Source organism: Dyadobacter sp. BE31, from assembly GCF_031457695.1.
Classification (GTDB): domain Bacteria; phylum Bacteroidota; class Bacteroidia; order Cytophagales; family Spirosomataceae; genus Dyadobacter.
Genome location: NZ_JAVDXA010000001.1, coordinates 428,936 through 455,626 on the forward strand (window position 1 = coordinate 428,936; position 26,691 = coordinate 455,626).

At 46.1% G+C, this 26,691-nt stretch carries 27 protein-coding genes, 3 tRNA genes and 1 pseudogene; 17 read left to right on the plus strand and 14 right to left on the minus strand.

Annotated elements, in window-relative coordinates; all coding sequences use genetic code 11:
• The first annotated feature begins 256 nt into the window (after positions 1–256).
• The 10 genes and pseudogenes from J2Y43_RS01855 to J2Y43_RS01895 all read left to right on the plus strand — a co-directional run bounded on the left by J2Y43_RS01855 (position 257) and on the right by J2Y43_RS01895 (position 7,868).
• Positions 257–1,492 (plus strand): site-specific integrase, encoded by a 1,236-nt coding sequence (locus tag J2Y43_RS01855; protein WP_309981504.1) that lies wholly within the window; start codon positions 257–259, stop codon positions 1,490–1,492.
• A gap of 4 nt (positions 1,493–1,496) precedes the next feature.
• Positions 1,497–2,564, plus strand: coding sequence for a hypothetical protein (locus J2Y43_RS01860; protein ID WP_309981503.1), 1,068 nt, complete (start codon positions 1,497–1,499; stop codon positions 2,562–2,564).
• 66 nt (positions 2,565–2,630) lie between these two features.
• Positions 2,631–2,930, plus strand: coding sequence for a helix-turn-helix domain-containing protein (locus tag J2Y43_RS01865; RefSeq protein WP_309981502.1), 300 nt, complete (start codon positions 2,631–2,633; stop codon positions 2,928–2,930).
• Positions 2,920–4,125, plus strand: coding sequence for a DUF5906 domain-containing protein (locus J2Y43_RS01870; protein WP_309981501.1), 1,206 nt, complete (start codon positions 2,920–2,922; stop codon positions 4,123–4,125). Before J2Y43_RS01865 ends, J2Y43_RS01870 begins: the two co-directional genes overlap by 11 nt.
• A 217-nt stretch (positions 4,126–4,342) precedes the next feature.
• Positions 4,343–4,537 (plus strand): annotated as a pseudogene (locus tag J2Y43_RS33515) (CHC2 zinc finger domain-containing protein); the annotation flags it as partial.
• A 102-nt stretch (positions 4,538–4,639) separates the two neighbouring features.
• Positions 4,640–5,278: a toprim domain-containing protein gene (locus J2Y43_RS01875; RefSeq protein WP_309981500.1), complete on the plus strand. Its 639-nt coding sequence runs from the start codon at positions 4,640–4,642 to the stop codon at positions 5,276–5,278.
• A 141-nt stretch (positions 5,279–5,419) separates the two neighbouring features.
• Positions 5,420–5,779 (plus strand): plasmid mobilization protein, encoded by a 360-nt coding sequence (locus tag J2Y43_RS01880; protein ID WP_309981499.1) that lies wholly within the window; start codon positions 5,420–5,422, stop codon positions 5,777–5,779.
• A 43-nt stretch (positions 5,780–5,822) separates the two neighbouring features.
• Entirely contained in the window at positions 5,823–6,707 is an 885-nt protein-coding gene (locus J2Y43_RS01885; RefSeq protein WP_409014400.1) for a relaxase/mobilization nuclease domain-containing protein, read from the plus strand.
• Positions 6,704–7,240 carry a hypothetical protein gene (locus J2Y43_RS01890; RefSeq protein WP_309981497.1) on the plus strand — a complete coding sequence of 179 codons (537 nt, stop codon included), beginning with the start codon at positions 6,704–6,706 and terminating at the stop codon, positions 7,238–7,240. Before J2Y43_RS01885 ends, J2Y43_RS01890 begins: the two co-directional genes overlap by 4 nt.
• A gap of 193 nt (positions 7,241–7,433) precedes the next feature.
• Complete coding sequence (locus J2Y43_RS01895) at positions 7,434–7,868, plus strand: response regulator (RefSeq protein ID WP_309981496.1); 435 nt, start codon at positions 7,434–7,436, stop codon at positions 7,866–7,868.
• A 749-nt stretch (positions 7,869–8,617) separates the two neighbouring features.
• On the opposite strand, the gene J2Y43_RS01900 is transcribed toward J2Y43_RS01895, so the two are convergent.
• On the minus strand, positions 8,618–9,457 hold the full coding sequence (locus J2Y43_RS01900) for a transglutaminase family protein (RefSeq protein ID WP_309981495.1): 840 nt from the start codon (positions 9,455–9,457) through the stop codon (positions 8,618–8,620).
• Between the two features lie 271 nt (positions 9,458–9,728).
• On the opposite strand from J2Y43_RS01900, the gene J2Y43_RS01905 reads away from it, so the two are divergent.
• Positions 9,729–11,972, plus strand: a complete 2,244-nt coding sequence (locus J2Y43_RS01905; RefSeq protein ID WP_309981494.1) for a glycosyltransferase family 4 protein — start codon at positions 9,729–9,731, stop codon at positions 11,970–11,972.
• A complete protein-coding gene (locus tag J2Y43_RS01910; protein WP_309981493.1) occupies positions 11,969–12,976 on the plus strand; it encodes a glycosyltransferase family 4 protein in 1,008 nt (335 codons plus the stop codon). Before J2Y43_RS01905 ends, J2Y43_RS01910 begins: the two co-directional genes overlap by 4 nt.
• On the opposite strand, the gene J2Y43_RS01915 is transcribed toward J2Y43_RS01910, so the two are convergent.
• The 3 genes from J2Y43_RS01915 to J2Y43_RS01925 all read right to left on the minus strand — a co-directional run bounded on the left by J2Y43_RS01915 (position 12,973) and on the right by J2Y43_RS01925 (position 15,641).
• A complete protein-coding gene (locus J2Y43_RS01915; protein WP_309981492.1) occupies positions 12,973–14,445 on the minus strand; it encodes a glycoside hydrolase family 130 protein in 1,473 nt (490 codons plus the stop codon). The genes J2Y43_RS01910 and J2Y43_RS01915 overlap by 4 nt on opposite strands.
• Before the next feature lie 9 nt (positions 14,446–14,454).
• On the minus strand, positions 14,455–15,381 hold the full coding sequence (locus tag J2Y43_RS01920) for a lysophospholipid acyltransferase family protein (RefSeq protein WP_309981491.1): 927 nt from the start codon (positions 15,379–15,381) through the stop codon (positions 14,455–14,457).
• Positions 15,382–15,449: 68 nt separating this feature from the next.
• On the minus strand, positions 15,450–15,641 hold the full coding sequence (locus J2Y43_RS01925) for a cold-shock protein (RefSeq protein WP_309981490.1): 192 nt from the start codon (positions 15,639–15,641) through the stop codon (positions 15,450–15,452).
• Between the two features lie 139 nt (positions 15,642–15,780).
• Between J2Y43_RS01925 and J2Y43_RS01930 the strand changes: the two genes are divergently transcribed.
• Positions 15,781–16,227: a hypothetical protein gene (locus J2Y43_RS01930; RefSeq protein WP_309981489.1), complete on the plus strand. Its 447-nt coding sequence runs from the start codon at positions 15,781–15,783 to the stop codon at positions 16,225–16,227.
• A gap of 47 nt (positions 16,228–16,274) precedes the next feature.
• Here J2Y43_RS01930 and J2Y43_RS01935 read toward each other — a convergent pair whose 3' ends face one another.
• On the minus strand, positions 16,275–16,691 hold the full coding sequence (locus J2Y43_RS01935) for a response regulator (protein ID WP_309981488.1): 417 nt from the start codon (positions 16,689–16,691) through the stop codon (positions 16,275–16,277).
• Positions 16,692–17,438: 747 nt separating this feature from the next.
• On the opposite strand from J2Y43_RS01935, the gene J2Y43_RS01940 reads away from it, so the two are divergent.
• Positions 17,439–18,524 carry a fatty acid desaturase gene (locus tag J2Y43_RS01940; RefSeq protein ID WP_309981487.1) on the plus strand — a complete coding sequence of 362 codons (1,086 nt, stop codon included), beginning with the start codon at positions 17,439–17,441 and terminating at the stop codon, positions 18,522–18,524.
• A 127-nt stretch (positions 18,525–18,651) separates the two neighbouring features.
• On the opposite strand, the gene J2Y43_RS01945 is transcribed toward J2Y43_RS01940, so the two are convergent.
• The 9 genes from J2Y43_RS01945 to J2Y43_RS01990 all read right to left on the minus strand — a co-directional run bounded on the left by J2Y43_RS01945 (position 18,652) and on the right by J2Y43_RS01990 (position 22,928).
• Positions 18,652–18,725: transfer RNA gene (locus J2Y43_RS01945), tRNA-Ala, on the minus strand.
• A gap of 136 nt (positions 18,726–18,861) precedes the next feature.
• Positions 18,862–19,038, minus strand: a complete 177-nt coding sequence (locus J2Y43_RS01950; protein ID WP_309981486.1) for a hypothetical protein — start codon at positions 19,036–19,038, stop codon at positions 18,862–18,864.
• Positions 19,039–19,113: 75 nt separating this feature from the next.
• Complete coding sequence (locus J2Y43_RS01955; RefSeq protein ID WP_223410350.1) at positions 19,114–19,638, minus strand: PolC-type DNA polymerase III; 525 nt, start codon at positions 19,636–19,638, stop codon at positions 19,114–19,116.
• A 150-nt stretch (positions 19,639–19,788) separates the two neighbouring features.
• Positions 19,789–20,814 carry a TonB family protein gene (locus J2Y43_RS01960; RefSeq protein ID WP_309981485.1) on the minus strand — a complete coding sequence of 342 codons (1,026 nt, stop codon included), beginning with the start codon at positions 20,812–20,814 and terminating at the stop codon, positions 19,789–19,791.
• Between the two features lie 37 nt (positions 20,815–20,851).
• Complete coding sequence (locus J2Y43_RS01965; protein ID WP_015814590.1) at positions 20,852–21,205, minus strand: PadR family transcriptional regulator; 354 nt, start codon at positions 21,203–21,205, stop codon at positions 20,852–20,854.
• Between the two features lie 95 nt (positions 21,206–21,300).
• Positions 21,301–21,771: an Lrp/AsnC ligand binding domain-containing protein gene (locus J2Y43_RS01970; protein WP_015814589.1), complete on the minus strand. Its 471-nt coding sequence runs from the start codon at positions 21,769–21,771 to the stop codon at positions 21,301–21,303.
• A gap of 476 nt (positions 21,772–22,247) precedes the next feature.
• Positions 22,248–22,385, minus strand: coding sequence for a hypothetical protein (locus J2Y43_RS01975; RefSeq protein WP_309981856.1), 138 nt, complete (start codon positions 22,383–22,385; stop codon positions 22,248–22,250).
• A 300-nt stretch (positions 22,386–22,685) separates the two neighbouring features.
• Positions 22,686–22,759: transfer RNA gene (locus J2Y43_RS01985), tRNA-Asp, on the minus strand.
• A gap of 95 nt (positions 22,760–22,854) precedes the next feature.
• Positions 22,855–22,928, minus strand: a tRNA-Asp gene (locus J2Y43_RS01990).
• A gap of 161 nt (positions 22,929–23,089) precedes the next feature.
• On the opposite strand from J2Y43_RS01990, the gene J2Y43_RS01995 reads away from it, so the two are divergent.
• From J2Y43_RS01995 to J2Y43_RS02005, 3 genes are all read left to right on the plus strand, one after another.
• Positions 23,090–24,190: a Nif3-like dinuclear metal center hexameric protein gene (locus J2Y43_RS01995; RefSeq protein WP_309981484.1), complete on the plus strand. Its 1,101-nt coding sequence runs from the start codon at positions 23,090–23,092 to the stop codon at positions 24,188–24,190.
• A gap of 97 nt (positions 24,191–24,287) precedes the next feature.
• Complete coding sequence (locus J2Y43_RS02000; RefSeq protein WP_106595892.1) at positions 24,288–25,034, plus strand: zinc ribbon domain-containing protein; 747 nt, start codon at positions 24,288–24,290, stop codon at positions 25,032–25,034.
• A gap of 62 nt (positions 25,035–25,096) precedes the next feature.
• Positions 25,097–26,635 carry a tetratricopeptide repeat protein gene (locus J2Y43_RS02005; protein ID WP_309981483.1) on the plus strand — a complete coding sequence of 513 codons (1,539 nt, stop codon included), beginning with the start codon at positions 25,097–25,099 and terminating at the stop codon, positions 26,633–26,635.
• Positions 26,636–26,691: the final 56 nt, after the last annotated feature.

Below are 26,691 nucleotides of genomic sequence, written 5' to 3' on the forward strand. Positions count from 1 at the left end.
GAGTGGCTAAAACATAAAAATGCCGCTTCCGATATTTCAGAAGCGGCATTTTGTGGAGAATATCGGATTCGAACCGACGACCTCTTGCATGCCATCCAGATTTTTGAGGATTTTTTGTATATTTGATTTTTATAAAAAACAGTCTAACATATTGAATATTAGTCAGTTAATTGAGTTTCTTTAAGTTTGCTTAATTATCCTTAGACAAGAAATGTTCGACCTATGTTCGACCTAATTTTGATCAAAATATGCACGTATGGCACTTTCAACCAAGTTTATCCTAGCTTCCAAAGTTAATGATTCCTATGAGTATCCGATTATGCTCCGTATCATTATTGATCGTAAGAATCAGTTAGTCAGCACGAAAAAGAGTTGTAAACGGGAAAATTGGCTTGAAAGTCAACAGCAAGTTGCCCGCGGTCACCCTAAGCATCAGGAGGTCAATTTACTCCTAAGAACGATCGTTTCTGAATTAGATTTTCTTATCATATCCGAAGGAAAAAAAGGTCGGAAGCCAACGTTCGACGAAATGAAAAGTGTGGTTCGTAGTTTGACTGGCGCAACGAAAGAACCAGAGAGCAAATCACTTTTTAAGCTCTTTGAGGACCATATTTCTCTGCTCAATCAGCAAAACCGGATTGGCTATGCGGACACTTTCAAATTTACGCTGAGCAGCTTGAAAGGGTTTGTAAAAAACAAAGACAGAGATCTCCTATCCATCAATCTAAATTTTCTGAAGAAATATGAAGAATACTTGATGGAACGCGGATGCGCAATTACCACAAGAAGCGTTTATCTAAGAACTTTCAGAACGATGTGGAAGGTGGCAATTCGGGAAAAATTCTGTCCCGAAGCTCACTACCCTTTTAAAGAACTCGCATTTGGTAAATACAACAATCCTAGAACCAAAAAAAGAGCGATTCAAAAGTCGCAGATTGATCAACTCTCAGCGCTGGTGATCGATCCAATGAATGATACACTCATTAATTCACGAAATTACTTCCTTTTCAGTTTTTATTGCCGAGGAATCAATTTTACGGATCTTGCAAGTTTAAAATGGGATAATATTGTTGATGACGAACTCGAATATATCAGATCGAAAACCAAGGAAGAATTTCGCTTTAAGCTCCATCCAGAAGCTATGCGGATCCTTGATTTTTACCGAAGCCTTCGAGGCAATAGCGACGCCGGCTACATTTTTCCAATATTGTACAAAAGACACGACAGCATTCAATCGATCAGATATAGAAAGCAGAAGATTCGAACGCGGGTTAACAAGGACTTACAAGAATTAGGTGCAACCTTAGGCATTCAGAAGACCCTGACTACTTACGTGGCCCGACATTCATATGCAACCACGCTCCGGAGAAACGGAGTATCCAAGGAGAATATAGGTAGATCATTGGGGCATGACAGCTTAAAAACAACTGATATTTATCTGGAAGACATCGGGGATCCAATTTTGGATGAACTGATTAACTCAACGCTTTGAACGCATGTATTTTTTCAATTTGCCGGGCTTCGATCCTGATCTTGGTATTAACCTGGATGACCAGGGACGGTTTCCATATTTGAGATTTGTAGATCATGTTTTTCGCAGAGGAAAGGAAGACTACCTATCTCGTAACTTCCACTTTGAAAACATTGCTGATAAAGCAATGCCGCCAGTCTTTCTCAGTGAACCAAATCTCACTGCCATTTTCGACCCGAAAAACCGGAAGAATATCATCGTCGACCATCATAGCCCAATCTCGGAGTCTTTTGCGGACGAACTGAGGATTGAATTTGAAAGAGGGTACTTCGACGCGATGAAGGAGTATCCACTACAAATAGTCTCCATTCTTTATAACCCTGACAACGAAAGCAAAATCGCTCATTTGGAGCAATTCATTGAATTTTGCTCCTATCATTTATACTTTGAGGGATTCGCTGTTCCATCCTGTTTATACGCGCTCGGATTTATCCAGGCGTACCTTGCGCGTGCGTGTGGCGATAGAATAAATATGCTACGTCTTCCTAAATACAGACCTCCTGTCGTGTCCCGGAAGCAGGAATTGCCAGAAGCCGAAGTGCAAACGAAAGGCCCGGAGCGGATTCCGCTAGACTATGCGGTTGATGAAATCATAGCCATGTGGATGATCCTGTTAGATGCATGGAAATGCAAGGCAGTGGGCTCGATTCAGGTTTTTAAAAGTGAAGAGGAAGTGTTGCAGCTCTTAGGGATGATGTTTGAAGAAAAAGGAGGCAGACTGCCCAGACCTGAAAATAAGTACTTTGAAATGCCTCCGGGAAACTACGAGAGGGTTTTAAATCTGCTCATGCACGCCACCTACAAGCTTAACACAGATCGAAATAATATCGGCCTTGACCGGTACTGTCAATTGCTGCTCGATACTTTTTCGTGCTACTCGAAAACGAAGCTGGAAAGCCTGCGCAGTAACATCAATAAAGCGCGCGGCAACATCGTACAGAGTATTGGCAATCTAACAGATAGCCCGCATTCTAAAAATGTTTTGAAAACATTAAGGAAAATAAACGAATACGGCGTCGATGACCTGACTTAGTCAACTTCATATTGTTTTTCCCCGATTTTCTAGCCTTGCTTTGCCCATCACCAAAACGCAATAGGGATGAGCACAACAGTTCTAGTTTCGATGAACGATCAGCAATTATCAGAGCTGATCGAATCTTCACTGCGCCGGGTTTTAGAGTCAAAACCGGAGGCTTCCTCTGATACCAGCGACACTTTGCTGGACACCAAGGAGGCGGCGCGTCTTACCAAATACAAGGAGACTTCCATTTATGGGCTGGTGAAAAGAAAAAAGATCCCGTTCTGCAAAATGGAAGGCAAGTTGCTCTTCTCACGCAAGGAGCTTCTGGAATGGATAGCCAATGGTCAGCAGAAAATAGTAGGTAGCCATGAAGGATAATCCGGTGTATCTGCGCATTGGGACCAGTTACTTTAAGAAAGTCAACCGGCCATTATCCTCCGGCGACACGATTTCCTCTTTGATCCCCTGGTCGGCTGAATGCATACGGCTGGATCATAGCCGTGACTATTTGAAAGACCGCGTGGATTGCTTCGACGGATTTTGTTTTGTGCCGAGTCACCTGGACTACCAACAAAAGGTCGGCGGGTTTTACAATCGCTATCAACCATTCCAGCATGAGTCGCGGCAGGGCGATGCCTCGGTGATCTTTCAGTTTCTGGGTCACATTTTCGGCGAGCAGATCGAGATGGGTTATGATTATTTCAAAATCCTTCTCGAACGTCCGACCCAAATCCTTCCGATCCTGTGCCTGGTCAGCGAGGAGCGCGGAACTGGAAAGACCACATTCCTGCATTTTGTCAAGTCGATGTTTGGGGAAAACATGACGATCAACAGCAATGAGGATTTCCGCTCCAACTTCAACATCGAATGGGCGCAGAAACTGGTCATTGGTGTGGACGAAACGTTCCTGGATAGAAAGGAGGACTCCGAGCGGATCAAGAATCTGAGCACGGCCAGGTTTTACAAAGTAGAAGCCAAGGGCCATGACCGGCAGGAAGTGGAGTTCTTCGGTAAATTCATTTTGTGCAGCAACAACGAAGATCATTTCATTATTGCCGAGCCCGGAGAAATCCGGTACTGGGTGAGAAAGGTGCCACCACTAAAATCGGAGAATCATCACCTGCTTGCCCAGCTTCGGGCACAGATACCGTTCTTCCTGCATTTTCTGGTGAGCCGTGACTTCGTTCATCCCAGTAAAACAAGAATGTGGTTTACGGCTGATCAAATTGCGACACCTGCATTGAAAAAGCTGTTGAACCAAAATCGGAATAAGCTGGAAGTCGAGATCGCCCATATCCTGCTGACGATCGCAGACGAAAAAGAGCTGGACGAAATCCGGTTTTGCACCGGCGATGTCCAGGACTGGCTCAATAAAAAGCACATTCGTTTCAAAGACCTCTCACAGATCAAGCGGATCTTGCAAAATGCCTGGAAATTGAGCCCGGCAAGTAATTCACTTACTTACCCGCAATACAAATTTTTAACCGACGGCTCCGTCTTCGAGCAGACCGGCAAGGGCAGGTTCTATACCCTATCCCGAGGACGTATAAATGAGCTCAATGAATTGCCCTGATTTTTGATGCTTTGATGCGCATCATATCTAATTAATTGATTAATAAATAATTACAGCGCATCAAAATCAGCATCAACGCGCATCAATCACTGAATAGCGATGCGGCCCCTGATGCATTTTGATGCTTTTCTGATGCGGACTTAAGTAATTAAAAGTCAATCAGTTGTAAGCTCGTCGCATCAATTCATCATTTTTTCACTTTCAAGCCCCTGTAATTATGACTTGCGAGCAAGCCAAACAGATATCTATTGTAGACCTATTAGAACAATGCCATATTCGCCCCCAATATGTCCGAGGACAAGACCACTGGTACCTCTCCCCATTCAGGGAGGAGAAAACGCCTTCTTTCAAGGTCAATGCGCGGTTGAATGTCTATTATGACCACGGTAGCGGTCAGGGAGGTGATATTATTGATTTGGGACGCGCCCTGTTTCGCTGCGATACAAAAGCTCTGTTGGAAAAATTAGATTCTGGTCTTTTTCTATTTCAACCGCAAGATCTAAAATCGACGAGCTTGCATATAGACAGAGGCGTTACACCTGCCAGGGCTTCCGATCAATCTGGCATCCATATTACTGCTTTAAAGGAGTTAGGCAGTAACCCGGCGATTACCCAGTACCTGGAATCGCGCGGTATAGATCTGGTCGTGGCTAAACCCTACTGCCGGGAGGTGTACTATCAGGTCGGCGACAAGAATTATTTCGCCGCCGGTTTCAAAAACCGGTCGGGTGGCTATGAGCTGAGAAGTGCCTATTTCAAGGGTTCGACATCTCCGAAGGACATATCCCATATTGAGAGCGGCCATAAGTCGGTCTGCGTGCTGGAAGGCTTTATGGATTTCTTGTCGCTTCTCTCGCTTCGAAAACAGGAGCAGATCCAGACCGACTTTGTAGTGCTCAATTCGGTGAGTCTGGCAGAGCGCAGTATGGACATTCTCAAAGGTTACATCACCGTTTTTCTATATCCGGATCACGATGCAGCTGGGAAAAAGCTGCTTGAAAAATTCGAGAACGCGGGGCTCAATTTCGTCGATGCCTCAGGTATCTATAAAGATTACAAGGATCTGAATCAGATGCTGGTAGCAGGCAAGCAGCTGGAAAAGCAGCCCCAACATCAGCACCGTTCCAGAAAATCCCGAGGGCTGGGTTTCTAAGTTTCTTTCAGGGAGCAAGTTTGTGTTTTCGCTTCGCAAAAACTCGTTCCGGCCGCGCCGGAACTCAAACTTGCTTTTACTCCCGATGGTCGCAAAAGGCATTTAACAGACTCTGTAAAAGAGATAAAAGATATAGAAAGCATGGAGCAAAAGTCACACAAATCCAAAGGCGGTAGGCCGCCTAAAAAGGTCAAACGAAACGCGCAACTGATGGTCCGACTTTCGGAAACTGAGCGGTTTTTGATTGAGTCCAAAGCCAAGGACGCAGGCCTTCGGCCAAGCACCTGGCTGAGGCAAGCGGCCAGGAAAGCCAGGGTTGTTGCACGGCTCTCCGCGGAGGAAGCAGGGTTCGTGAGAATGCTGGCTGGTTTGGCCAATAACTTAAACCAGCTGCTCAGGTTTACGAACATGCAGGGACTGCTGTACGAGACAAAAAAGGCCGTACAGCTTCTATCAGACATTGATCATTTACTCAAAAGACTCACTAACGATGATCGGTAAGATAATGATAGGATCAAGTTTCGGAGGGGCAGTCAGGTATGTCATGCAGAAAGAGCAGGCTATCGTGCTTCATGGCGAAGGCGTCAGGACCCTGGATGTAAAGTCAGCTATCCATGACTTCAATGCTCAGCGCCAGATGAATCCCGAGCTGGGCAAGGCTGTCGGCCACCTGGTGCTGAGTTGGAGTGCGTTTGATAAGGATAAGCTCTCACAAAAAGTCATGGTCGAGAGGGCTGCCGAATATATGGCCAAAATGAAAATCCAGAACACCCAATATCTGATCGTTGAACATCGCGATACAAATCAGCCGCACATTCATATCATCTACAACCGGGTTGATAATGCCGGTAAATCTATTTCGGACCGCTTTCAGAAGCGAATCAATCAGAAGGTTTGCAAAGAGATGACCCTGAAACATGGCTACTACATTGGCGAAGGAAAAACGCTGGTTAACCGAGCGAGGCTTAAAGGGATTGATAAAACACGTTATGAGCTGGCAGATCAGATCAAGATGGCAAGCAGATCAGCAGTGAATTGGCAACAATTGGAAGGTGCGCTTTCATCGGGCGGAATTGCCCTCATCTACAAATACAAGTCTGGTACTGATCAGATTGAAGGTATCAGCTTCCAGAAGGATGGAACGGTGTTGAAGGGCTCAAAAGTGGACCGAAGCATGAGTTTTCTGGCAGTTGATAGAAGGCTGCGGGAAAATTTTCAGCAACAGATGTCGGTGAGGCGCCGGATGTGGGATCGGGGGATACTACCGCCTGCGCAAGAAAAAATGCTAACTCACCGATATGGTTTGCCGCACTACAACGAAGAAAACTTGCTGAAAGACTTGATGGATCCGATAAATCAACATGACACAATGAATCCAGAGCTCAAAAGAAAACAAAAACGCAAAAAATCGAGAGGACTGCATTTATGAAAAATATTGAAGATAAGCTCGATGGCTTCGAGCAAATACTAGCTATACTGGTAAAAAAGATTTCAGTGATGGAAAGCGTATTGATCGATCCCAAAGCTCCGGTCGATGATTTAGCACGTCAAATGCTAGCAGAAATTCAGGCCAGTGTGGCAAAAATGCCATCAGGCAACATGATGCTTTCCGAGCTAGCAGGTATTAGAAAGCACCTCGAGACATTATCGTACGCTTTGGAAAATCCCAAGCCAGTCACATTCAATTTTAAGGCTAAAAGTTATCTCGCCTCATCGGCAGTACTGCTTTGTACTACCGCCGCTTCTCTTGTGACAGTTAGATGTTCGTATGAGAAAATTGATCAGGCGAGCCGAACTGAGGCGAGGTATGAAGTGGCTCAGCAATTATCTCCTCGTTTAACGAGAATGATCGATCAAGCCTTCGACCAGACAGCTACCCCCTCGGTAGATTCTCTTTGGCATGTGTGGGAGTCTTTGGATTTAAATTCACGAAAGCTTGATGATAGCCGCCGGAAAAGATAAAATGAACAAACTAGCGGTTAATGTCGATGCAACCGCCATTTGTCGAGTCAAAACCGCGCAATTTCTTGTTTCGCTCTTACACCGGAACCTGACAACAACTCGACTTGGAGACGTTGCATCCAGTTATCAATGAAATCAACGATCTTGGGCTGGACCGAGATTTGTAAACAATCCGTTTTAATCCTCATATCAAATGGACAAAAAAGGCATTATTATCGTGATTGAGGATGATTTAGACGATCAATTCGTGCTCGAGGAGGCTTTCTTAGAACTTGATTTCCCCAACAAAAGGATATACTTCCCCGACGGCTTTGCCGCACTAGACTATTTGCGCGCGCATCATGGCACCATTTTCTTGATAATATCGGATGTAAACCTGCCAAAGCTCACAGGATTAGAGCTAAGAGTTGAATTAAAGAAGAATGCGGACATAGCACTTAAATGTGTGCCTTACCTGTATTTGACGACATCTCTTAACCATGCTCATGTAGTCGACGCCTACTGCGATTCGGTTCAAGGTTTTTTTGTGAAACCGGCCGGCTTTGAGGAGATAAAAGAGCTGTTGGAAACTATTGTTCGCTATTGGACTGCTTCTGCATCAAGCCGACTACATGAAGAATGTTTTTAAATTTAAATCTATGTTATAAGCTCTCGAGCTAAAACGATCTGGGACAAAGCAGACGGATAATATCAAACGTCGGATTTGGACGCTATGTTCCGTTCAAGCGTTGAGTAACTACATTCACCATCTGTCAAAGTTTTGTTAATAGGTAGGCTTTAATCACATCTTCAAAAGCTTCCTTAGTTTTTAGCTTTGAAGGGTTTATTGCAGAAAGTTGAAACAGTCTGTCTTTCAGCTCGTCGTGTAGGTAAAAGAAAATGGAGCCTTCCTTTATGTAGATTTTGATATGTGGTCCCGCGGCAGAACGCCAGTCCATGTATGCAATGTAGTCCTCGATGTCAAAGTCTTCTACCTCCGCCAAAAAGGTGTATCCGTAAAGAGACATTGTTATTCCTTCTTATTCTCCTTCTTTACCAGTCCTGTTTTCCTATACTTCATACTTTCATGAGGTCTGTATAGCCCAAAGGTTTACCTTTAAGCACATGCGCTGCGGATATTCGGACCCCATGGCATCTTTTATCTTTCTGCAATTTTGAAAAAATTTGAACTTATTGCAACAACAATGCTGGCGTTTAAGACTTATTTCCCATGATACCCTGTGCGTATGCAGAAAGTTCAGGATTCTAGATTAAGATCAAAAGTCTGTACTCGCTTGCGACAATTCATTGTTGTGTTACCTCAACGATAACCCCAGTACAATCGCTATAAGAGATTAGCGATAAGGTTCGGGCAACTGGGATAAACGGCGTTGCTGTCTAGTGATTTGTTAGTTCAAATTGATATGTCATTGTAGCTGAGCAGGGCTCGGTTAGTCCTTCCACAAGTGCGACTTGCTCGGGACCGGGTCCGATCGCAAGTGGGATATGGCCTTCACTGGTGAACAGGCCTGAGGTCGTGTCCAAACCAATCCAGCTTGCCCCTGGTATGAACACTTCTGCCCAGGCATGCAATTCAACAGAGTCGCCCGATGTGGTACCTAATTGTATTAAATATCCTGATACAAACCTGCTCGCCAGTCCTAACCGTCTCAGCGCCTGAACCATGAGCCACGCTGTGTCTCGGCAAGAACCCGTCCGGGATCTCAGGGTCATCTCGCATGATTGCACGCCTGATTCTAATCTATGAACGTACCGGATATGGTTACTAACATGTTGATTGAGTTTCACCAAGAATGAGAGGGTTTCACCATGAAACTTTTCGGTGCAGCCAACGAACGCAGTGAGGGCAGAACTCCTGTCTACGATTTGTAAATATGGCAGCAAAGCATTTTTAACGATCGAAGGATACAAAAATGGGAAGTACTGCAATTCATCGTCGACCAGTACATCGAAGGGATTCAAACTGGTCAGCTCGATTTCCAGAGTAACCTCCACCGACATAAAATCTGTTTTCGCATCGAAATCGGCCCGTGCCATTTTATTGCCGTAAACATCATGTTGCCAGTATAGGCGATTGGCGGGCCGCAGAACAAAACTGTATCCGTCGATGATCGCCTGGGTATAGCGCTGCGGCGCCAGGCGGAATCTGTGTGGGGACAGAAGTACTTTGTGACTGTAGCTGTAGTCTATCTTATGCTTGATTGAAACGCGCGTCATCTAGTATCCATTCGACTTATTGTCCCGCTTCTCCTTCTTGTCCGCGCGCTTTTCTTTCAGGTTTTTTGCGGGCTTCTTCTTGTCACTTTTCTGCTGATTTTTTTCTTTTGACATGGTTTTTAGTTTTGTTGTAAGGTAGATCCTTTTGCTTGATATTCAACATGTTTTATTATTCGTGGAAATTCTGTGAAGTATTAGGTGTCAGCTGAAATATTCCCGGGTAATGCCGTTTAATAAGGTTATCTTACAACAAATCAACAAACGGCCGAAAATGAAAATTGCCTTTATAGGAACCTACCCGCCAAGGGAGTGCGGAATTGGTACTTTTACTCAGAATCTATTTCATTCTACCGTCGGAGAGGAAGCACTGGTCGGCGGCTCGCAAGGTTTTGTGATCGCCATTGACGACAATGGCCTGCATTATGATTATCCCAAAGAAGTGAAGCTCACTATCCGGCAGGAAGAGCAGACCGATTACCTCGAAGCAGCCAATGTCATTAACCTGAGCGGGGCCGATGTCTGCATCCTCGAACACGAATTCGGCATATTCGGTGGGCAGGATGGCATCTACATTCTGCCGTTGTTGCACCGGCTCAAAATTCCGCTGATCGTGACGCTGCATACTGTCCTGAAAACACCTTCCTACAATCAGAAGGCTGTGATGACCGAGATATGTAAAATTGCGCAGTCGGTAGTGGTCATGAGCCAGACCGCGGTCGATATGCTGTCGGATGTCTACAAGGTGCCCATTGACAAAATCGCACTTATTGCACATGGTGTGCCGGACATACACTTTGGTCAGCTTCAGGCCAAGAAAGAGTTCAAACTTTCCTCCAAACAGGTCCTATTGACCTTCGGGTTTATCGGGCGCAATAAAGGAATCGAGACAGTGTTAAGGGCCTTGCCCGAGGTGGTGAAGAAGTACCCGCAACTTGTCTACATTGTGCTTGGAAAAACACATCCCAACGTTGTCAGGCACGCCGGGGAAGAATACCGTGTCTTCCTTGCAGGCCTGGTCAAACACCTGGGTATCGAAAAGCATGTCGTGTTTCTGAACGAGTTTATAAGTCAGTCCGAGCTTTTCAAATACCTCTCGGCCTCCGATATCTACATCACCCCTTACACCAGCGAGGCCCAGATTACCAGCGGGACGCTTTCCTATGCGATCGGCGCCGGCAATGCGGTGATTTCTACACCGTACTGGCATGCGGCAGAACTGCTTGCCGATGGCAGGGGGCGCCTTTTCAATTTCCACGACTCTACGGCGCTCACCGATATATTGCTAGAACTATTAGATCATCCCGAGCAGATGCGGCAGCTCCGGAAAAGTGCATTTGATTATGGTCGTGAAATAACCTGGCCGAAAATCGGGGGAAAATACCTGGAATTGGCGGAATCAATAGCGAAAATCGGACTGGATCTTGAATCGGGCAGTCCGATGATTCTGGACCCGCTTGCCCTCCCGCCATTCCTGCTCGATCATATCCAGCGCCTCACCGACGACACCGGCATTATCCAGCACGCCAAATACGGGATCCCGAACCTGAAAGAAGGCTATTGTTTGGATGATAATGCAAGGGCCTTGCTGATGGTGTTGATGACCTACAAAAGGAACAAGCATCCGCTTGCTTTGAAGCTGTCACCCACATATTTAAGCTACATCAACTACATGCAGACCCAGGACGGCATGTTCAGAAACTTCCTGAGCTTCAACCGCAACTTCCTGGATGAAGTAGGGTCAGAGGACTCTTTTGGACGTACCATATGGTCGTTGGGCTATCTGCTCGGGAATGCGCCTAATGACGCCTATTACCAGACCGGCCGCGAAATTTTCTTCGACGCCGTGCCGAATTTTACCAGTCTCAGATCTATCCGAAGCATTGCTAACACCATCGTTGGGGTATGCCACTACCTGAAAAGCAATCCGACCGACGAGGGAATAATCAAAATACTGGGAGCACTGACCGGCAGGCTTCTTGCCGAATATGATATCCACCACAGCAGTGATTGGCAATGGTTTGAATCGCTGCTGGCCTATGACAATGCATTTTTACCTTTGGCGCTCTTGCATGCTGCGGAGTTTTTGCATGATCCCCGCGTCTTCGAAGTAGCGATAGAAAGCATGGACTTTCTTTCGGATGTAACGCTCCGTAACGGCTATTTGTCGGTTATTGGCAACGAAAACTGGTATGGCAGAGACCGAGAGCAATCGATGTTTGCCCAGCAGCCGCTGGATGCGCTCGCCATGGTACTGATGTTCCATCAGGCATTCCGGTTTACCAAAGATCTATCCTATATCCAAAAATTATCCACCTGTTTCATGTGGTTCTTGGGGGAAAACGACCTCCGGGTAAGCCTTTACGATTTTGAAACAAAAGGCTGCTGCGACGGGTTAGAAAGCACAGGAGTCAACCGAAACCAGGGAGCCGAGAGCACATTGGCCTACCTGATCTCACATTTAAGCGTGCTCGAAGCATTTGAGGAAGTCACCAAAATGGAAGCTGAACTGGTATGAGAGTGGCTATACTATCATCGATCGCGTGGCGTACGCCGCCCCGGCAATATGGGCCGTGGGAGCAGGTAGCCTCCTATCTGACGGAGGGGCTCGTCGAGAAGGGCGTAGATGTAACGCTCTTTGCCACAACCGATTCGGTGACCACGGCAAAACTGGAAGGAACCTCGCACGCTCCCTATGCGGAAGAAAGGGACATCGACCCGAAGGTGGCCGAATGTTTGCATATCAGCCATTTAATGGAAAATGCCTTTCGGTTTGATCTGATCCACAATCATTTCGATTTTCTCCCATTAACCTACTCAAAGCTGATCCATATCCCCATGCTGACGACGATCCATGGGTTTTCTTCTCCGAAAATCTTGGATGTCTACCGGAAGTATAACGGCTCATGCTTTTACGCATCCATAAGCAATGCCGATCGTTGCGACGAACTGGATTACATTGCAACAGTATACAACGGTGTCGATGGGAAGGATTTCCCATTCGAGAGGAGCCCTCAAGACTATCTGCTGTTTTTTGGGCGTATTCATCCAGAGAAGGGAACGCTGGAAGCGATTCAGATAGCCCGGGACTCCGGAAAGGTCCTGCTAATTGCAGGGCTGATTCAGGACGATGCCTATTTCGAGCAAAAGATCAAGCCCTGCATTGACGAAAGATCCGTCTTTTATATCGGGAACGTCGGTCCATCCGAGCGGAAAACGTTACTCGGAAAGGCGCTCGCTCTGCTTCACCCGATTCAATTTGACGAACCTTTCGGTTTAAGCGTCGCTGAATCGATGTTTTGCGGCACACCGGTAATAGCCTTTAACCGTGGCTCGATGTGCGAGTTGATTGTCGACGGAAAAACCGGGTTCCTGGTGCATACAATTGGTGAGGCCGTTCAGGCTGTTAAAAAAGTTGCACATCTTGACAGGCCGGAGTGCCGCCAATGGGCGAAAGCGATGTTTTCGAAAGAAAAGATGGTGGACAATTACATAAGCGTCTATGAAGAGATTCTTCGTTAATCTTTGTCCCTGAGAAGGTCCTCTAATAATTCTTCCAAATTCACCACAGCGTACGTAGAAGCATAGTCGGAAGTGGCATAGGGGATAATCAGACTCTGATTGTGCACAAACGCGCCGCAGGAATACACTACATTCGGCACATAACCATCGCGCTCGCTTGCATTGGGGATTAATAGGGGGTTAATCAGACGTCCTATCTCATTTTCAGGGCTTTCCAATTCAAACAGCGAGGCACCTAGCACGTACTCGCGCATCGGGCCTACTCCGTGCGTTAATACCAGCCATCCGGCCCGGGTTTCAATGGGTGAGCCGCAATTGCCGATTTGAACGAATTCCCAGGGGAATCTGGGTGTCTGGATCAACGTGGCCTTGCGCCAAACGCTGATATTATCCGAATAGGCAATGTAATTATTGACGCCGTCAATGCGGCAAAGCATGGCGTATTTGCCCTTGATCTTACGGGGAAAAAGTGCCATTCCCTTGTTTTGCGCAATCTCTCCGTGAAGCGGCAGTACTTTGAAATGATAAAAGTCCCGGGTAGTCAACAACTTGGGCAGGATATTGATGCCATCGTATGCCGTGTAGGTAGCATAGTAGCTCCGTTCTTGCTTGTCATTGGTGAAACAGACAAACCTCGCATCTTCGATACCTCTTTTTTCCGTATCGGCGATGGGAAAGATCACACGTTCTGAAATGTCGGTATCAAGGGAAAAATCCATTTCGTAGTGCGAAGATGCCAGCCACATCACCTCGCGGAGAAACACCGCGCCCGCAATGTCCATCTCCGGCAACCTGCTGGTTTCTTCCACATACCGTTTTAGTTCTTCGTACGTAAAAGTCTCGGTCAGCTTTCCTTCCAAAGTCGGGTACGCAAGATTATCCAAATCCTGCATTTCGCCCAATTTTGACAAAAACGACTTTTTCTTATAGATGTGGTTACGCACATGCTCGGGAGAATCGAGTAACCGGCCAGGTGTCTCGATGACAATATCATTGTTTTGGTCAATGAGTGCCGAACGGAATACAATAGACGATATATGCCCTTCCCCCGTAGCCCGAAAGCTCAGAATCACGCGCGTTTCGCCCAGTTCCACGCCGGACTGGTCGGGATCGGCCACAATGGACGGATTGAAAAAGGCGGCTGCTTCTATGGAATATTCCATCGTGAAATAGGCACCGATCAGCAGACGCTGGTTCGTCTCCAGATCCTGCGGGTCTATTTGCATGGCTTTGAGCAGGACTTCCAGCTTTCGAAAATGCCGTTCGAATACTTTGAGGATATTCCGGTGCCTCTTAGCATACTTCCTCAGCACGCTATTCAGCTGTCGTACCTGGGAGCTTGTCTCAAGAGCGAGAATGGTCGATATCAGTGCTTTGCTCCGGTCGTCGCCGTTGTAAAGAAATCGCGCGATGACACGGCTCGAATCAGGTTGAAAAACGGTGTCTTTCCGAATAAGAAGTGGGGCCATGATAAGAATTTAAGATGAGTGGATAGCGCCCAATGACGGAATTTTCCACCGGTTATGTGACCATAGCCAGTAAGACGGCGCACGACTGATGCTAGTTTCCAGAAAGTGATAGTAGGATTTGGTAATGCTCAGGGGCGTTGACCGGTCAGGATGTTCCATCAGCCGGAACGTAAACTCGTAGCTGAAACGAGACCTTTTTTGAGATTCAACGTACACGACTGCCGCCTGAGATGAAGCCGCCATCCGTTCTCCTCCCGTTTGAACGGCAGTATCCTGATCCAGGAAAGAAATATGAAATTTGTCACTGCCGGGCGCAGGCCGCTGATCTGCAATGACCACTAGCATGTTTGGGGTAGCAGTTTGCCGCAACAACGACAATGCTTGCCGATAAAATCCCTTTTTGGGAATGAGTTTGACTCCCAGAAACGAACGCAACCTGATCATCATCCCGTTGAGCAGACTATTCTTGATCGGCGAGTAGGCTGTATAAACCGGATACTCCGTCACTTGCGGAAGATTAATCAGGTATTCCCAGTTCCCGTAATGCGACGCGAAGACTATTACCGGTCGCTGGTTTGCGTGAAGCAGTTCCAGAACTTCCGGATTAATATACTTAGCCAGGCGCTTTCTAAGTCTTTCGGGTGCCAGGTAAAACAAAAAAGGTTCGAGCAAAAGATCGCTCATATGGCGGTAATAAGCGCTCATAAGCGTACGAATCTCACGGGAAGATTTGGAAGGAAACGAGCTCGTCAGGTTTTTACGTATCACTGTTTTCCGGTATTGCAGTACAAACCGAAGAAAGAAGGAAAGTAAACTGGCAAGGAGCGAGGTCAGGCCAAGTAGCGCTTTACTCAAAAGCGTGGCTGGCAGATCTGTTAATCGCGGTGCTAACGTCCGCCTTAAAGATCTCAGGTATTGCTGGGTATTGGATTTCATCTTTATGATCAAAAACAAAAAATCCTCCGCAGCGGGAGGATTTCTATTGCTTTGTATGTTTGAGCCGCTTAGATAATAGTCACATTAACTGCGTTCAGGCCTTTTCTACCTTCTTCTACATCGTAAGACACACTGTCATTTTCACGGATATCATCATTGAGACCAGTAGTGTGTACAAAAACATCATCTCCGCCATGTTCCGGAGCAATGAAACCAAAACCTTTAGTATCATTAAAAAACTTAACCGTTCCTCTATTCATAACTTTATTTTAAAATATTTATCAAATGTAAAATAAAATTCTGACAATAAAAATGATTTTAGAAAATTTTAGAATAATATTTTATTCAGCTCAAAATTCACTATCTTGAAGAGACGCCTTATTAAACCCGACTTCTGTAATGCAAAACCTACTCGACCTTCATTTAAATCCTGACTTTATGGGTGTCCGTGAGCACTGTCTGGAAAAGTTGCGGCCTTATCAAATGGAGCGTCTTGAAAGCTTAATGCGAAAATACCCTACGTTGCTGTCCGGAGCCTTTTTTCTCCGATCGACATCCCGGAATGGAACCATTTTTAGCTACCCGGATGACGAAACCGGCGATAATGAGGTAATCGCGTGGTCGCGCATTTCGGACGACCATGAAATACTATGCGCTATGAATTTAGATCAGGAAAATTACGCTATTGTATACGTCACAGTCGATGATGTGATGCACCCTCGTGACAGCTCGATGAAGTGCTTGTTTGCCTCCGATCTGAGCCCGGCAGAATTAAATATTGAAGTGAGAAACGGGAAGGCAATCCGCTTAACAATACCTCCACACGCGCTGGTTATCTACTGTTGAGGTAGCCATAGATTACTAAGAGCCACCACTGCGCCGATCCCCGACGTTCAAGAGGAAATAGCACATGCCAGCCAATAATCTATGATGGCTTTCAGCGTCGAAACAAGTTCCTTTGGTGAATTGGGTTTAATAAAGAAGCCCTGTGCCATTTTACCATATGCATCAATTATCAGCTCGTGATTTGCCCTGTTCGTCAGATAAAGATAAGGGATGCCTATTCGCCTGATTTCAATGTCAGTAATAAGCTGAGTGTTAAGGTCGGCACCATCTGTATAAGGGTGATCAATGTCAGACAATACTAGAAAGGGTTCGGCATAGGGTGCATTCATATAGGCTAACGCTGACTCTCCATCCTTGAAATATGCCCTCCTGTTGGGATAGTTCAGCTTTTCAAATACGTATTCGAGCACATTTCTATCCTCTTCGTTATCCTCAATAATGATGATTTCTCCGTTTCTGTTCATTTGTAGGCAATGATTGGTAGGTGGCCAATTGAAGCAAAAATCTAGCCACAGTTAAGATCCCTTAAGGCTGGGTCATAAGCAGGTGAAGGACAGTAAACAAAAAGCGAGCCCTAGCAAATTGCATTTGGGCTCGCCGCACATCGTTTTATTAATCGATCAGTTCAATGGAATTGGAATCAATTCCCTTTCAAAAAATGCCAACATCTTTTTGTCACCGTCGCCGATTTCCTCACAATAGTAAATACGCTTCAAATACTTTTTGACCGTCAACCGCTTTCTGGGGTCCGTTAACAACGAGACCACCGACCCTACTAGATGTTTGTTTTCCATTCAGGAAGATAGGGAACTTAAATGGTTATAGCTAGAAGGACATCAAATTAAATAACTGCTGTTCAATGGCCTCTTATCAAAATACACTACCTTTATAGCACTGCCTCTCTAAAATTTTACCGCTCGGTCGCCTCATTGGGAAAAAACCTCCGGCAAACCGCTCCTGCCGGATGTAGGCATTCAACATCACTGATCAACTATTTCCAGGACACCCGCAGTGCCGCCCGTAAATTGCATGGACTTCTTAGCTTCAGAATCATAATGCGTTAGCATTCTTCACTTGTGCGCATCTGACTTAACGGTCAGGTTCAGACTTCGAGATTCGGATAGGCTTGAGCATTATGCCGCCTATTTAGCGAAACGGCCTAATGCCGCAAACAACCGCGTCAAATATTTCCACTATTTCAACCCATTACTATGAGTTTTATCGATGTCGTATTACGCGTACCATCTTATGGCTGGCAAGACCACGAGGGAAACCTTGTCAAACCCAGTGTTAAGCAATTATTTTCAGAGTTTTTCCAGAGATTGAATGTTTTTCGAGACAAAAGAAATTGGTTAACGGTTTTGAGTTGGGGAAAGGTAGTCTGCATGGTACCATTTCTACTACTTTTTATCTCAAAATTTTTTACCGTTCCATTGCTGATCGCCGCGTTCATATACAGCATGTTCGTTATGGGAACACACGGTACCATCTGGCACCACCGATATTGCACGCATGGCGCTTACAAATTTCGCAATCATTTCTGGCGGTTTTTCACACAGAATTTGACGATTAGTATGATCCCTGAGGAAATATATGTAGTGTCTCACCACGTACATCACGCCAAATCTGATCGCCCGGGAGATCCTTATAATGCAGAAGGCGGTTTTTTGTACTGCTTTTTGGCGGATGTTAATCACCAGCCCATTTCACTGAGTCTGGATGAAGCCCAATATAGTCGCGTAAAATCTCTAATGAAGCATACCGGTCTCGTCCCGAATACATTCCAGCAGTACAAGAGCTGGGGATCCTACCAACATCCTAGAAGAGCCTTAGTCAGTTGGGTCCTGAACTGGTCGTTTTGGTATTTAATCTTTTTTTTGCTTGGAGGGCATGCATTATCATGTACACTCTTCGGAGCGGCAGGCTTTTGGGCCGTAGGTGTCAGAACTTTCAATTACGAAGGTCACGGCAAGGGGGAGGATAAGCAGCGCCCCGGAATCGATTTCAACCATGCAGATCGATCTATTAACCAACTGTGGCCAGGAATTGTTGCCGGTGAATGGCACAATAACCATCACTTATTTCCTAAAAGCGCAAGAAGTGGTTTCAAACCATACCAAATCGATTTTGCATGGTATTATATAAAATTTCTGCATATCCTCGGTGCAGTGACTAGCTATAATGATGCAAAAAAAATGTTTGACACTCGATACTCAAATCCCAAAAATGAGGTATATGAAAACGCAGCGACAGTAGCGGCTGTTCGATTAAACGCTAAACCAGCAAAAAACCACTAAAAAGTAATGTTGCTGAATCGCCAGATGCCTAAGAAAGCCAACTAAAAACGAAGAAAAATGTTCGACCTATGTTCGACCTAAATAAAAAAACCACTTACAAAACATTTGTAAGTGGCTGATTATCAAGTGGAGAATATCGGATTCGAACCGACGACCTCTTGCATGCCATGCAAGCGCTCTAGCCAACTGAGCTAATCCCCCATTTCAAATATTACCAGCACTCGTTTTAGCCACTGGCCCTCGTTTAAGGAGTGCAAAGATGAAACGGAGAATTTTCAGATGCAAGCGCCCGCATGCGTTTTTTTATGTATTTCTAAATATACATTCTACCTGCACGTCACCGTGAGCCCCCGCCGAATGCCTTTGCGATTAGCCAGATCACGATAGCGATCACCCCCACAACGAGAATTACGCCTGTCCAGACGCCCGTTTTGAAAATGTCGCCGATCAGCTCACAGCTCGTCAGTGTGAAGGACAAAAGAAGTATTATGAGAAGATTGATGTAAGCTTTCATGAGAAGGAATCATTTAGGTTAGTGATGTTTTCTAACCCTCAAAAACCATTCCATGAAAGGTTGGCGCAATACTTACTACTGATACAAATCCATCGGGATAAGATTCTGGCTGTCGTTCAGCAGCAGTTTTTCGAAAAGGCGTACAGTCGCTTCGGCGTCACCGTGGGCGCGGTGCCGGTTTTCAATCATAATTTCCAGACTTTCGCAAAGATTTCCCAGGCTGTATGATTTCAGGCCGGGAAAGATTTTCCTGCTTAGCTGCACGGTACAAAGCAAATCGCGCTGAAAGTACTCATCCAATGCACCAAATTCCCGTTTGAGGAACCCGTAATCAAATTTCGCATTATGGGCTACAAACCACGCGTCGCGGGTCATGGCCCTCACAGCGTCCTGAACGTCGTAGAATGTCGGCGCGTCTTTCACCATTTCGTTATCGATCCCGGTAAGGCGGGTGATGAATGGTGGGATATACATTTCCGGATTAATCAGTGAATGAAAAAAGTCGACGATCCGGGTACCATCGTGTCTAAAAACGGCAATCTCTGTAATGCGTGAAGTTCCTCCCCCGCCCGTGGTCTCAATATCAACTATCGCATACATTAATTACTCACACTGAAATGGTTATTCACTCGTACTGTCATCGTCCGGCCTGCGGCGGAAAATTTGAATAGTACAAAAAAACGAAAAAATCCCCGCCGAAGCGAGGATTTTCTTCAATAACAGGGAGGCATCTACGCAAGAAGGCGATGATCAGTCCAGTTGAAATGCGATCGGCAGTGTAAATCTCACTCTCACCGGAACGCCGGCCTGTTTGCCAGGCATCCAGTCTTTCATCATTTTCACCACTCTCACCGCTTCTTCATCGCAACCAAACCCGATACCCTTCACTGCGGCCGCATTCTCTATTTTTCCATCAGAACCTACTGTAAATTGTACGAATACCTTTCCCTGAATCCCTGCTTGCGATGCAGGTCTGGGATACTTAAGATTTTTGCGCAGGAAAGCCGCCATTGCCTCGTTTCCACCTGCATATTGTGGCGACTGCTCTACAAACGTGAAAGTCTCTTCTTTCCTCTTTTCAATACCCGCAGCTTCCTCCTTAGGTGCCACCGCATTCTCAACAGGCGGGACAATCACATCCAAATCCGCCACTCCATCCGCTGTTTCTGTCGAAGGTTGCGCATTAGAAAGGTCCTCAACCACCGGCGGCAGCTCTTCAATCTCCACTTTGTCGTCAGGAAGTACCTCTGGCGTCAGCGACTTCACTGTTTTCTGCACGGGTTCCAGCTCTTCTTTGGCAGGAGGCGGGGCAGGCGGTTCTTCCATCACGATATCCACCGGTTTCGCTTCCACAATGTACGCAATGTCGTCAGGCTTGGGATCTGGTATCAGCTTCGCATAAAGCTGAGGAAACATTACCAGCAGCAGAAAGAACGCTACACCCATCACAACCGCCCGCTGGACGGTTTGCCCGTAACCTTTTCTCAGATCATACGCACCGTACGACTTGTTACGGTTCTCGAAGACGATGTCATTGAGGGATTTTTCCATGGCTAATAGATTTTGATGATCAACACTCAGATTCAGGAGGGTTTGCGCATCAGCCGTCTTCACCATATCCTGGTAAATCTGCTCGAATGGCTTGCCATCCCAAAGACTTTCCTCCGCTTCACAAGCCAGGTGGTCGAGAATCTCCGGAAGCAGTTCCGGGTCCAGCTTGTTTGCCTGCAAATACTTGCTTATTTGGTCAATGCGATTTTCCTGAAGGCGTTTCATAGATCGATCTGTTAGAGATTAGCCATGTACCTATTTGTTATTCTGTTGCCAGGTTTTTAGGGGCCAGCAGCAGTCTTACTGCCTCTATAAAACGTTCTAAGTCATTGGTTTTAGTACGGGCGGTTTCATTTCCGCGGTGCGTCAGGGAATAATATTTCCGAAGACGCCCGTCCACCTCCACCGACTCGGTCAACAGCAACCCTTCCTGTTCCAATTTATGGAGTACGGGATAGAGCGCGCCGAACGTCAGGGCGATAGCTCCGCCTGTTCTGTCTTTTACTTCCTGGGTAATCTCATAACCATACATCCGGTCGTGCTCTGCCAGCAAATTCAACACGATGGTTTTTAATGTACCCCGTACATACTCGTTACTCGTTGTGTTATTCTCCATGAGTGAAATTTTTATACAGCAAATATATATAAGTTTTTTATATATGCAATACAAAACTACAAATTTCTTTTATTGAGATCAAGCTAAATCTTCAACTAGCTCTCCGCCAACGGAATAGAACGATTGATACGTTCTTCCAGCGAAATGAACGTTTCGGTTCGCTGTATGCCGTTTACTTTTTGAATCTTGTCATGGAGGATTTCGCGGAGATGCCCGGTGTCCCTACATACTATCTTGAGAAAGATACTATAAATTCCCGTGGTATAGTGGATATTCACAACTTCTGGTATCCCTTCGAGCTCGGTGGCCACCTGCTCGTACAACGAACTTTTATCGAGGTAAATTCCCAGAAATGCGCTGATGTCCCAGCCCAGTTTGGTAGGGTCGATCACGAGTTGAGAGCCCTTTACGATACCCATTTGTTCCAACTTTTTCATGCGCACGTGCACGGTCCCTCCCGAGACGAATACACGCTTCCCAATTTCCGTGTACGGTAACGCTGCGTTCTCGATGAGCAGGGAAAGGATGCGCAGGTCGGTATTATCAATATCTGAATATTTTTGCATTTCGTGTTAAAAGTTTGAATTCTTCGCAACAATCAAGGTCAAATTATGAAAGAATTGTAAATTTTAACAATTTTAAATGAAAATATTTTAGAATTCAGATCAGAAGTTTTAGTTTTGCAGAACCAAATTATAAAAAAGCCGGTAGCAATGCCGCTTTTGCTTAGTTTGAAATCACATTGTAGGGTGATGAAATTGGCAGCCATGCCCTCCTGTCTCGGGGGTGGTGAATAAGGGATAAACGCGGCATAATGCCGACGCAAGTCGACTGGGGTGGACCACCAACAGTATTTGTACCGTAGCTAACCGCACCGTGGGTGGTTCGAATCCCCCTCCTACAGCAAAAAAAACTTGACAAGCGATTTTTTTCGTATTAGTTTTATTTGGTTTTTAGTTTGTTGATGAAGTGTAATTTGACACGCGGGTTCATTTTGAAACCTGCGTGTTTTTTTTACGCCTATTTTAAACCGGTGTAGCCATCATTTCGCAGGTGGCGGCACATAGCCTGCACGCCTCCGCACAAACGCGGCAATGATCCATTCCCATCGCTGCATGTTGTTCACACTCAGCGGCACACGCATTACAAACATCCGCACATACCCTGCAAAGGTGCGCACTAAAATCACTTTCGAGCGTCATTAACTCCACAGCGGCGCGGCATATTGCAGCACACTCCATATCGAGCTGGATACATTTTCGAAGATGAGCAACGTGTTCCTCGCGCAGGCACGCGGTGGCACAATAGGTGCACGCCTGTGCGCAAGACACACAGGCATCGATACATTCCTGAAATTGGTGACTGGCCATAATTTCGTCGTTTGGTGAAAAAATTTTAAAAATCTTTCGCCGACATGAAAATCATACCAATGAGAAAAGCCTTAAAATGCAAAAAGCCCAGATTTCTCTGAGCTTTTGTGCGGTCTGGACGGGACTCGAACCCGCGACCCCATGCGTGACAGGCATGTATTCTAACCAACTGAACTACCAAACCAAAAAATAAAGAACTTTTAATCTAATCGGCGGTCTGGCTGGGCCGGCATTCCGGCGAGACTCGAACCAGCATTACTACCTTACTTAATTTCTCGGCGGTCTGGACGGGACTCGAACCCGCGACCCCATGCGTGACAGGCATGTATTCTAACCAACTGAACTACCAAACCGATTCGTTTCACAAGCGTTTTTGTAAAACGTGGTGCAAAACTACTACTAATATTTACGATTGCAACACCTTACACAGCAATTTAGTTATTTTATTTGTAAAACAATAACCCTTCAACTAAGAATATTCTGAAAATGAAACAGTTGAATCACAGAAAAATTTATGACTTTCATCAAAGAAATTTTAGCCGAGCTCGAAAAGCTGGCCCCGCTACCATATCAAGAGGATTACGACAATGCAGGACTGCTCGTTGGCTCGCCGGATACAGAGGTTACGGGCATCCTGTTCACATTGGATATAACAGAAGACATCGTCGACGAGGCGATTCGCAAGCAATGCAACCTCATCGTCGCGCACCATCCTATTATCTTTAAGGGCCTGAAAAAACTCAATGGCAAAAATTACGTCGAGCGGACGGTGATTAAAGCCATTAAAAATGATATCGCGCTCTATGCCACCCATACGAACCTTGATCACGTGCCGAGAGGCGTAAACTGGCAAATCGCCAAAAGGCTTGGCCTCCGAAATATCAAGGTATTGGCCCCCAAAAAGCAAATTCTCTCAAAGCTGGCTTTTTTCTGCCCGGTTGAAAACACACAGGAAGTATTGCAGGCGCTCTTCGAAGCAGGCGCTGGCCAAATCGGCGAATACAGTAATTGCAGCTTCCGTAGCGAGGGACTGGGCACATTTCTACCCAGTGAGAATGCAAATCCCGTTATTGGCGACCGCGGCGAGCTGGAAACAGTGAAGGAGCATCGCGTGGAACTAATGTTACCCTCGCACTTGCAGGCACAGGTACTGCGCGCGCTCAACCGCACACACCCCTACGAGGAGGTGGCCTATTACATGTCCACACTCGAAAACGAAAACCAGGAAGTAGGTGCAGGGGCGATCGGGGAACTCCCGGAACCGCTGGAAACAGCCGATTTTCTGAATCATTTAAAGAACAGTATGCAGGCTTCGGTGATAAAATATACCGAGCCGACCGGCAAAGCAATCCGTCGCGTGGCAGTGTGCGGTGGTGCGGGCAGTTTTTTGCTGCGTAATGCCATTTCAGCAGGCGCCGATGCCTTCGTTACAGCGGATTACAAGTATCACGAATTTTTCGATGCCGAAAGACGCACTATGATCTGTGACATAGGACATTACGAAAGCGAAGTATTTACGAAAAATTTATTGCATGACTATATATCAGGAAAATTTAGTAATTTCGCACTCTGTTTGTCAGAAATCAGTACCAATCCGGTGCGGTATTTTTCCTGAAAACCGGTTTTGACAACGAATTCTGCTGATAATCTGTTTAAATTAGGGCTGACTACCTCACATTTCAAGCATTGAAACAAGTCCATAAAAGACATACATGGAAAACACAATCGCACAAAAACTAGATGCTCTCCTGAAACTTCAGGAAATCGATTCAAGCCTTGACGAAATACTAAAAACCCGCGGGGACCTTCCCGAAGAAGTAAGGGACCTGGAAGACGAGATTGCAGGATTCGAAACGCGTTTAGGAAAATTTAAATCTGAAATTGCCAATCTGAATACGGAAATCGACAATTTCAAAAATGCGCAGAAAGAAGGGGAAAAACTGATCAAGAAATACAAAGATCAGCAGATGAACGTCCGCAACAACCGCGAGTATGACGCCATCACCAAAGAAATAGAATTGCAGGAACTGGATATGCAACTGGCCGACAAGAAGATCAACGAAGCCAGAGCCCGTATCCGCCTCATTGAAGAAGACGCCAACCGTGCGGAATCTATCCTGAATGAAAGAAACGAAGACCTGAAAGTTAAGAAAAACGAACTTTCGGTAATTACCTCAGAAAGCCAGGCCGAAGAACAGGCACTGATCGCTGAAAGAGAGAAACACATCAAGAAAATCGAAGAACGCCTACTGAAATCTTACCAGAAAATCCGCGATAACTCACTCAACGGTCTGGCCGTTGTGCATGTACAACGTGGAGCTTGCGGTGGATGTTTCAGCATCGTTCCTCCTCAGCGCCAGGCTGATATCCGCGAACGTAAGAAACTGATCGTTTGCGAGCACTGCGGACGTATCCTTGCCGACGTAGAAAGCGTTCAGCCGGTTCACCAGCGCCGCTAGAATTTTAAATACTAAATTGAAAGGTTGTCTTATCCGGACAACCTTTTTTTATGCACATTAACATGAGTAGGAGTCATTCGGAGGTCAAAATTGAGGTATTCAGGCTGCTATTGTGCATGCTGCTCATCTTGTTTACCGTCCGCCCTGCATTAGCTATCGACGAGCAAGGCGACATCATCTTTTCCCCGAAACTACAAAAAGCCTATTTCGAAATACAAAAACTGAGATTACCCGCCGCACGCGAACTGATCGATGATGAAAGGGCAGCAAATCCCGATAACCCCTTCATCTCCTACCTCGACAGTTATGCAGATTTGCATTATCTGCTCATCGCCGAAGATCGGGCGCGCTACAAGGTTTTCACCCAGCAACAAGATAAACGGCTAGACCAGGTAGGACGACTTTCCGAAAAATCGCCTTATAAACGACTCTTCCAGGCCGATATCCGTTTGCATTCAGCATTTGCGAAACTCAAATTCGGCAACGAGGTGAGCGGCTCGTGGGAAATCATCAAAGCTTACCGGCTTTTGGAAGATAATCGCAAGAAATTCCCGGCATTTACCCCTACCCTCAAATCGCTCGGGCTGCTGCATGTGCTGATCGGGTCCATTCCCGAAAACTATACGTGGATCGCCAAAGTCCTCGGATTAAGAGGCAACATCGCGCAGGGCATCCGCGAGCTCCGGGAAGTGGTGAAGGAAGAGCCGTTTTTCAAACAGGAGGCCGAACTGATCGACTTGCTGTTGCATGCTTACACCCTCCAACTGAGTGCCGAGCAGCAAGCCCGTATCCGGCAATGGCCGAAGGAACAGCCCGATAACCTGCTGCTGCATTTCTTCGCTACCACGGTCTTAATGAAGGAAAACCGAAGCGAAGAAGCCTCGCATTTCCTTTCGGACGCGCCAACGGGCAAGGAATACATGCCATTCCCATTCCTGTATTACCTGCGTGGGGAAATTGCGTTGCAGAACGGCGACTATGATGAGTCATTTGCCTCCTATGCCAGATTCCTGAAACAATATGCCGGATTCAACTACATTAAGGACAGTTATTTTAAAATGTTTATGTGCCGCTGGCTTGCCGGGCGTGATCAGGAAGCTGTCGGCTATATGCAGAAAGTAACGCAAACGGGTAGCACAATTGTGGAGGCCGACCAGTTTGCCGAAAGGATTGCCAAGGAATTCGCTGAGGGGAAAATCAGTCCGAGGCAAAAGGTACTGTACAAGGCCAGATATGCGACCGATGGCGGCTATTTTCAGAAGGCTTGGGAGCTGATGAAAACTGTTTCGGAGAAGATTTTTGCCACAACCTACGAAAAGGCCGAGTTCAATTATCGAATGGCACGAATCCTCCAAAAATCGGGCCGTTTGAATGAATGCGTGCCATTTTACGACCGCTCGATCGCCCTCGGCCAAACAGACGCGGCTGCGGGAGGTTTTGCTGCGTCTTCTGCATTACAAATGGGTTATTTGTATCAAAAAAGGGCTGATAATCAGAAAGCTGTCATGTATTTCAAAAAAGCGATGAGCTTTAAAAAACATGAATACAAGAACAGCATCGACAACAAAGCCCGCGCTGCACTGACCGGACTGGGCCAATAGCTCCTGTTACCAAAGCTTACTTTTGGCGTATCAAGGATGCAAGCATTAATGCAACC

Bases quoted from the DNA above. Each gene is read 5' to 3' on its own strand.
- J2Y43_RS01900 (WP_309981495.1), bottom strand. From the start codon at position 9,457: ATGACGCGCGTTTCAATCAAGCATAAGATAGACTACAGCTACAGTCAC.
- J2Y43_RS01855 (WP_309981504.1), top strand. From the start codon at position 257: ATGGCACTTTCAACCAAGTTTATCCTAGCTTCCAAAGTTAATGATTCC.
- J2Y43_RS01870 (WP_309981501.1), top strand. From the start codon at position 2,920: ATGAAGGATAATCCGGTGTATCTGCGCATTGGGACCAGTTACTTTAAG.
- J2Y43_RS01940 (WP_309981487.1), top strand. From the start codon at position 17,439: ATGAGTTTTATCGATGTCGTATTACGCGTACCATCTTATGGCTGGCAA.
- J2Y43_RS01910 (WP_309981493.1), top strand. From the start codon at position 11,969: ATGAGAGTGGCTATACTATCATCGATCGCGTGGCGTACGCCGCCCCGG.
- J2Y43_RS01970 (WP_015814589.1), bottom strand. From the start codon at position 21,771: ATGCAAAAATATTCAGATATTGATAATACCGACCTGCGCATCCTTTCC.
- J2Y43_RS01965 (WP_015814590.1), bottom strand. From the start codon at position 21,205: ATGGAGAATAACACAACGAGTAACGAGTATGTACGGGGTACATTAAAA.
- J2Y43_RS01925 (WP_309981490.1), bottom strand. From the start codon at position 15,641: ATGAATAGAGGAACGGTTAAGTTTTTTAATGATACTAAAGGTTTTGGT.
- J2Y43_RS01905 (WP_309981494.1), top strand. From the start codon at position 9,729: ATGAAAATTGCCTTTATAGGAACCTACCCGCCAAGGGAGTGCGGAATT.
- J2Y43_RS01895 (WP_309981496.1), top strand. From the start codon at position 7,434: ATGGACAAAAAAGGCATTATTATCGTGATTGAGGATGATTTAGACGAT.
- J2Y43_RS01955 (WP_223410350.1), bottom strand. From the start codon at position 19,638: ATGTATGCGATAGTTGATATTGAGACCACGGGCGGGGGAGGAACTTCA.
- J2Y43_RS02005 (WP_309981483.1), top strand. From the start codon at position 25,097: ATGAGTAGGAGTCATTCGGAGGTCAAAATTGAGGTATTCAGGCTGCTA.
- J2Y43_RS01920 (WP_309981491.1), bottom strand. From the start codon at position 15,381: ATGAAATCCAATACCCAGCAATACCTGAGATCTTTAAGGCGGACGTTA.
- J2Y43_RS01865 (WP_309981502.1), top strand. From the start codon at position 2,631: ATGAGCACAACAGTTCTAGTTTCGATGAACGATCAGCAATTATCAGAG.
- J2Y43_RS01890 (WP_309981497.1), top strand. From the start codon at position 6,704: ATGAAAAATATTGAAGATAAGCTCGATGGCTTCGAGCAAATACTAGCT.
- J2Y43_RS01935 (WP_309981488.1), bottom strand. From the start codon at position 16,691: ATGAACAGAAACGGAGAAATCATCATTATTGAGGATAACGAAGAGGAT.
- J2Y43_RS01860 (WP_309981503.1), top strand. From the start codon at position 1,497: ATGTATTTTTTCAATTTGCCGGGCTTCGATCCTGATCTTGGTATTAAC.
- J2Y43_RS01930 (WP_309981489.1), top strand. From the start codon at position 15,781: ATGCAAAACCTACTCGACCTTCATTTAAATCCTGACTTTATGGGTGTC.
- J2Y43_RS01960 (WP_309981485.1), bottom strand. From the start codon at position 20,814: ATGAAACGCCTTCAGGAAAATCGCATTGACCAAATAAGCAAGTATTTG.
- J2Y43_RS01880 (WP_309981499.1), top strand. From the start codon at position 5,420: ATGGAGCAAAAGTCACACAAATCCAAAGGCGGTAGGCCGCCTAAAAAG.
- J2Y43_RS01995 (WP_309981484.1), top strand. From the start codon at position 23,090: ATGACTTTCATCAAAGAAATTTTAGCCGAGCTCGAAAAGCTGGCCCCG.
- J2Y43_RS01885 (WP_409014400.1), top strand. From the start codon at position 5,823: ATGCAGAAAGAGCAGGCTATCGTGCTTCATGGCGAAGGCGTCAGGACC.
- J2Y43_RS01915 (WP_309981492.1), bottom strand. From the start codon at position 14,445: ATGGCCCCACTTCTTATTCGGAAAGACACCGTTTTTCAACCTGATTCG.
- J2Y43_RS02000 (WP_106595892.1), top strand. From the start codon at position 24,288: ATGGAAAACACAATCGCACAAAAACTAGATGCTCTCCTGAAACTTCAG.
- J2Y43_RS01950 (WP_309981486.1), bottom strand. From the start codon at position 19,038: ATGAAAGCTTACATCAATCTTCTCATAATACTTCTTTTGTCCTTCACA.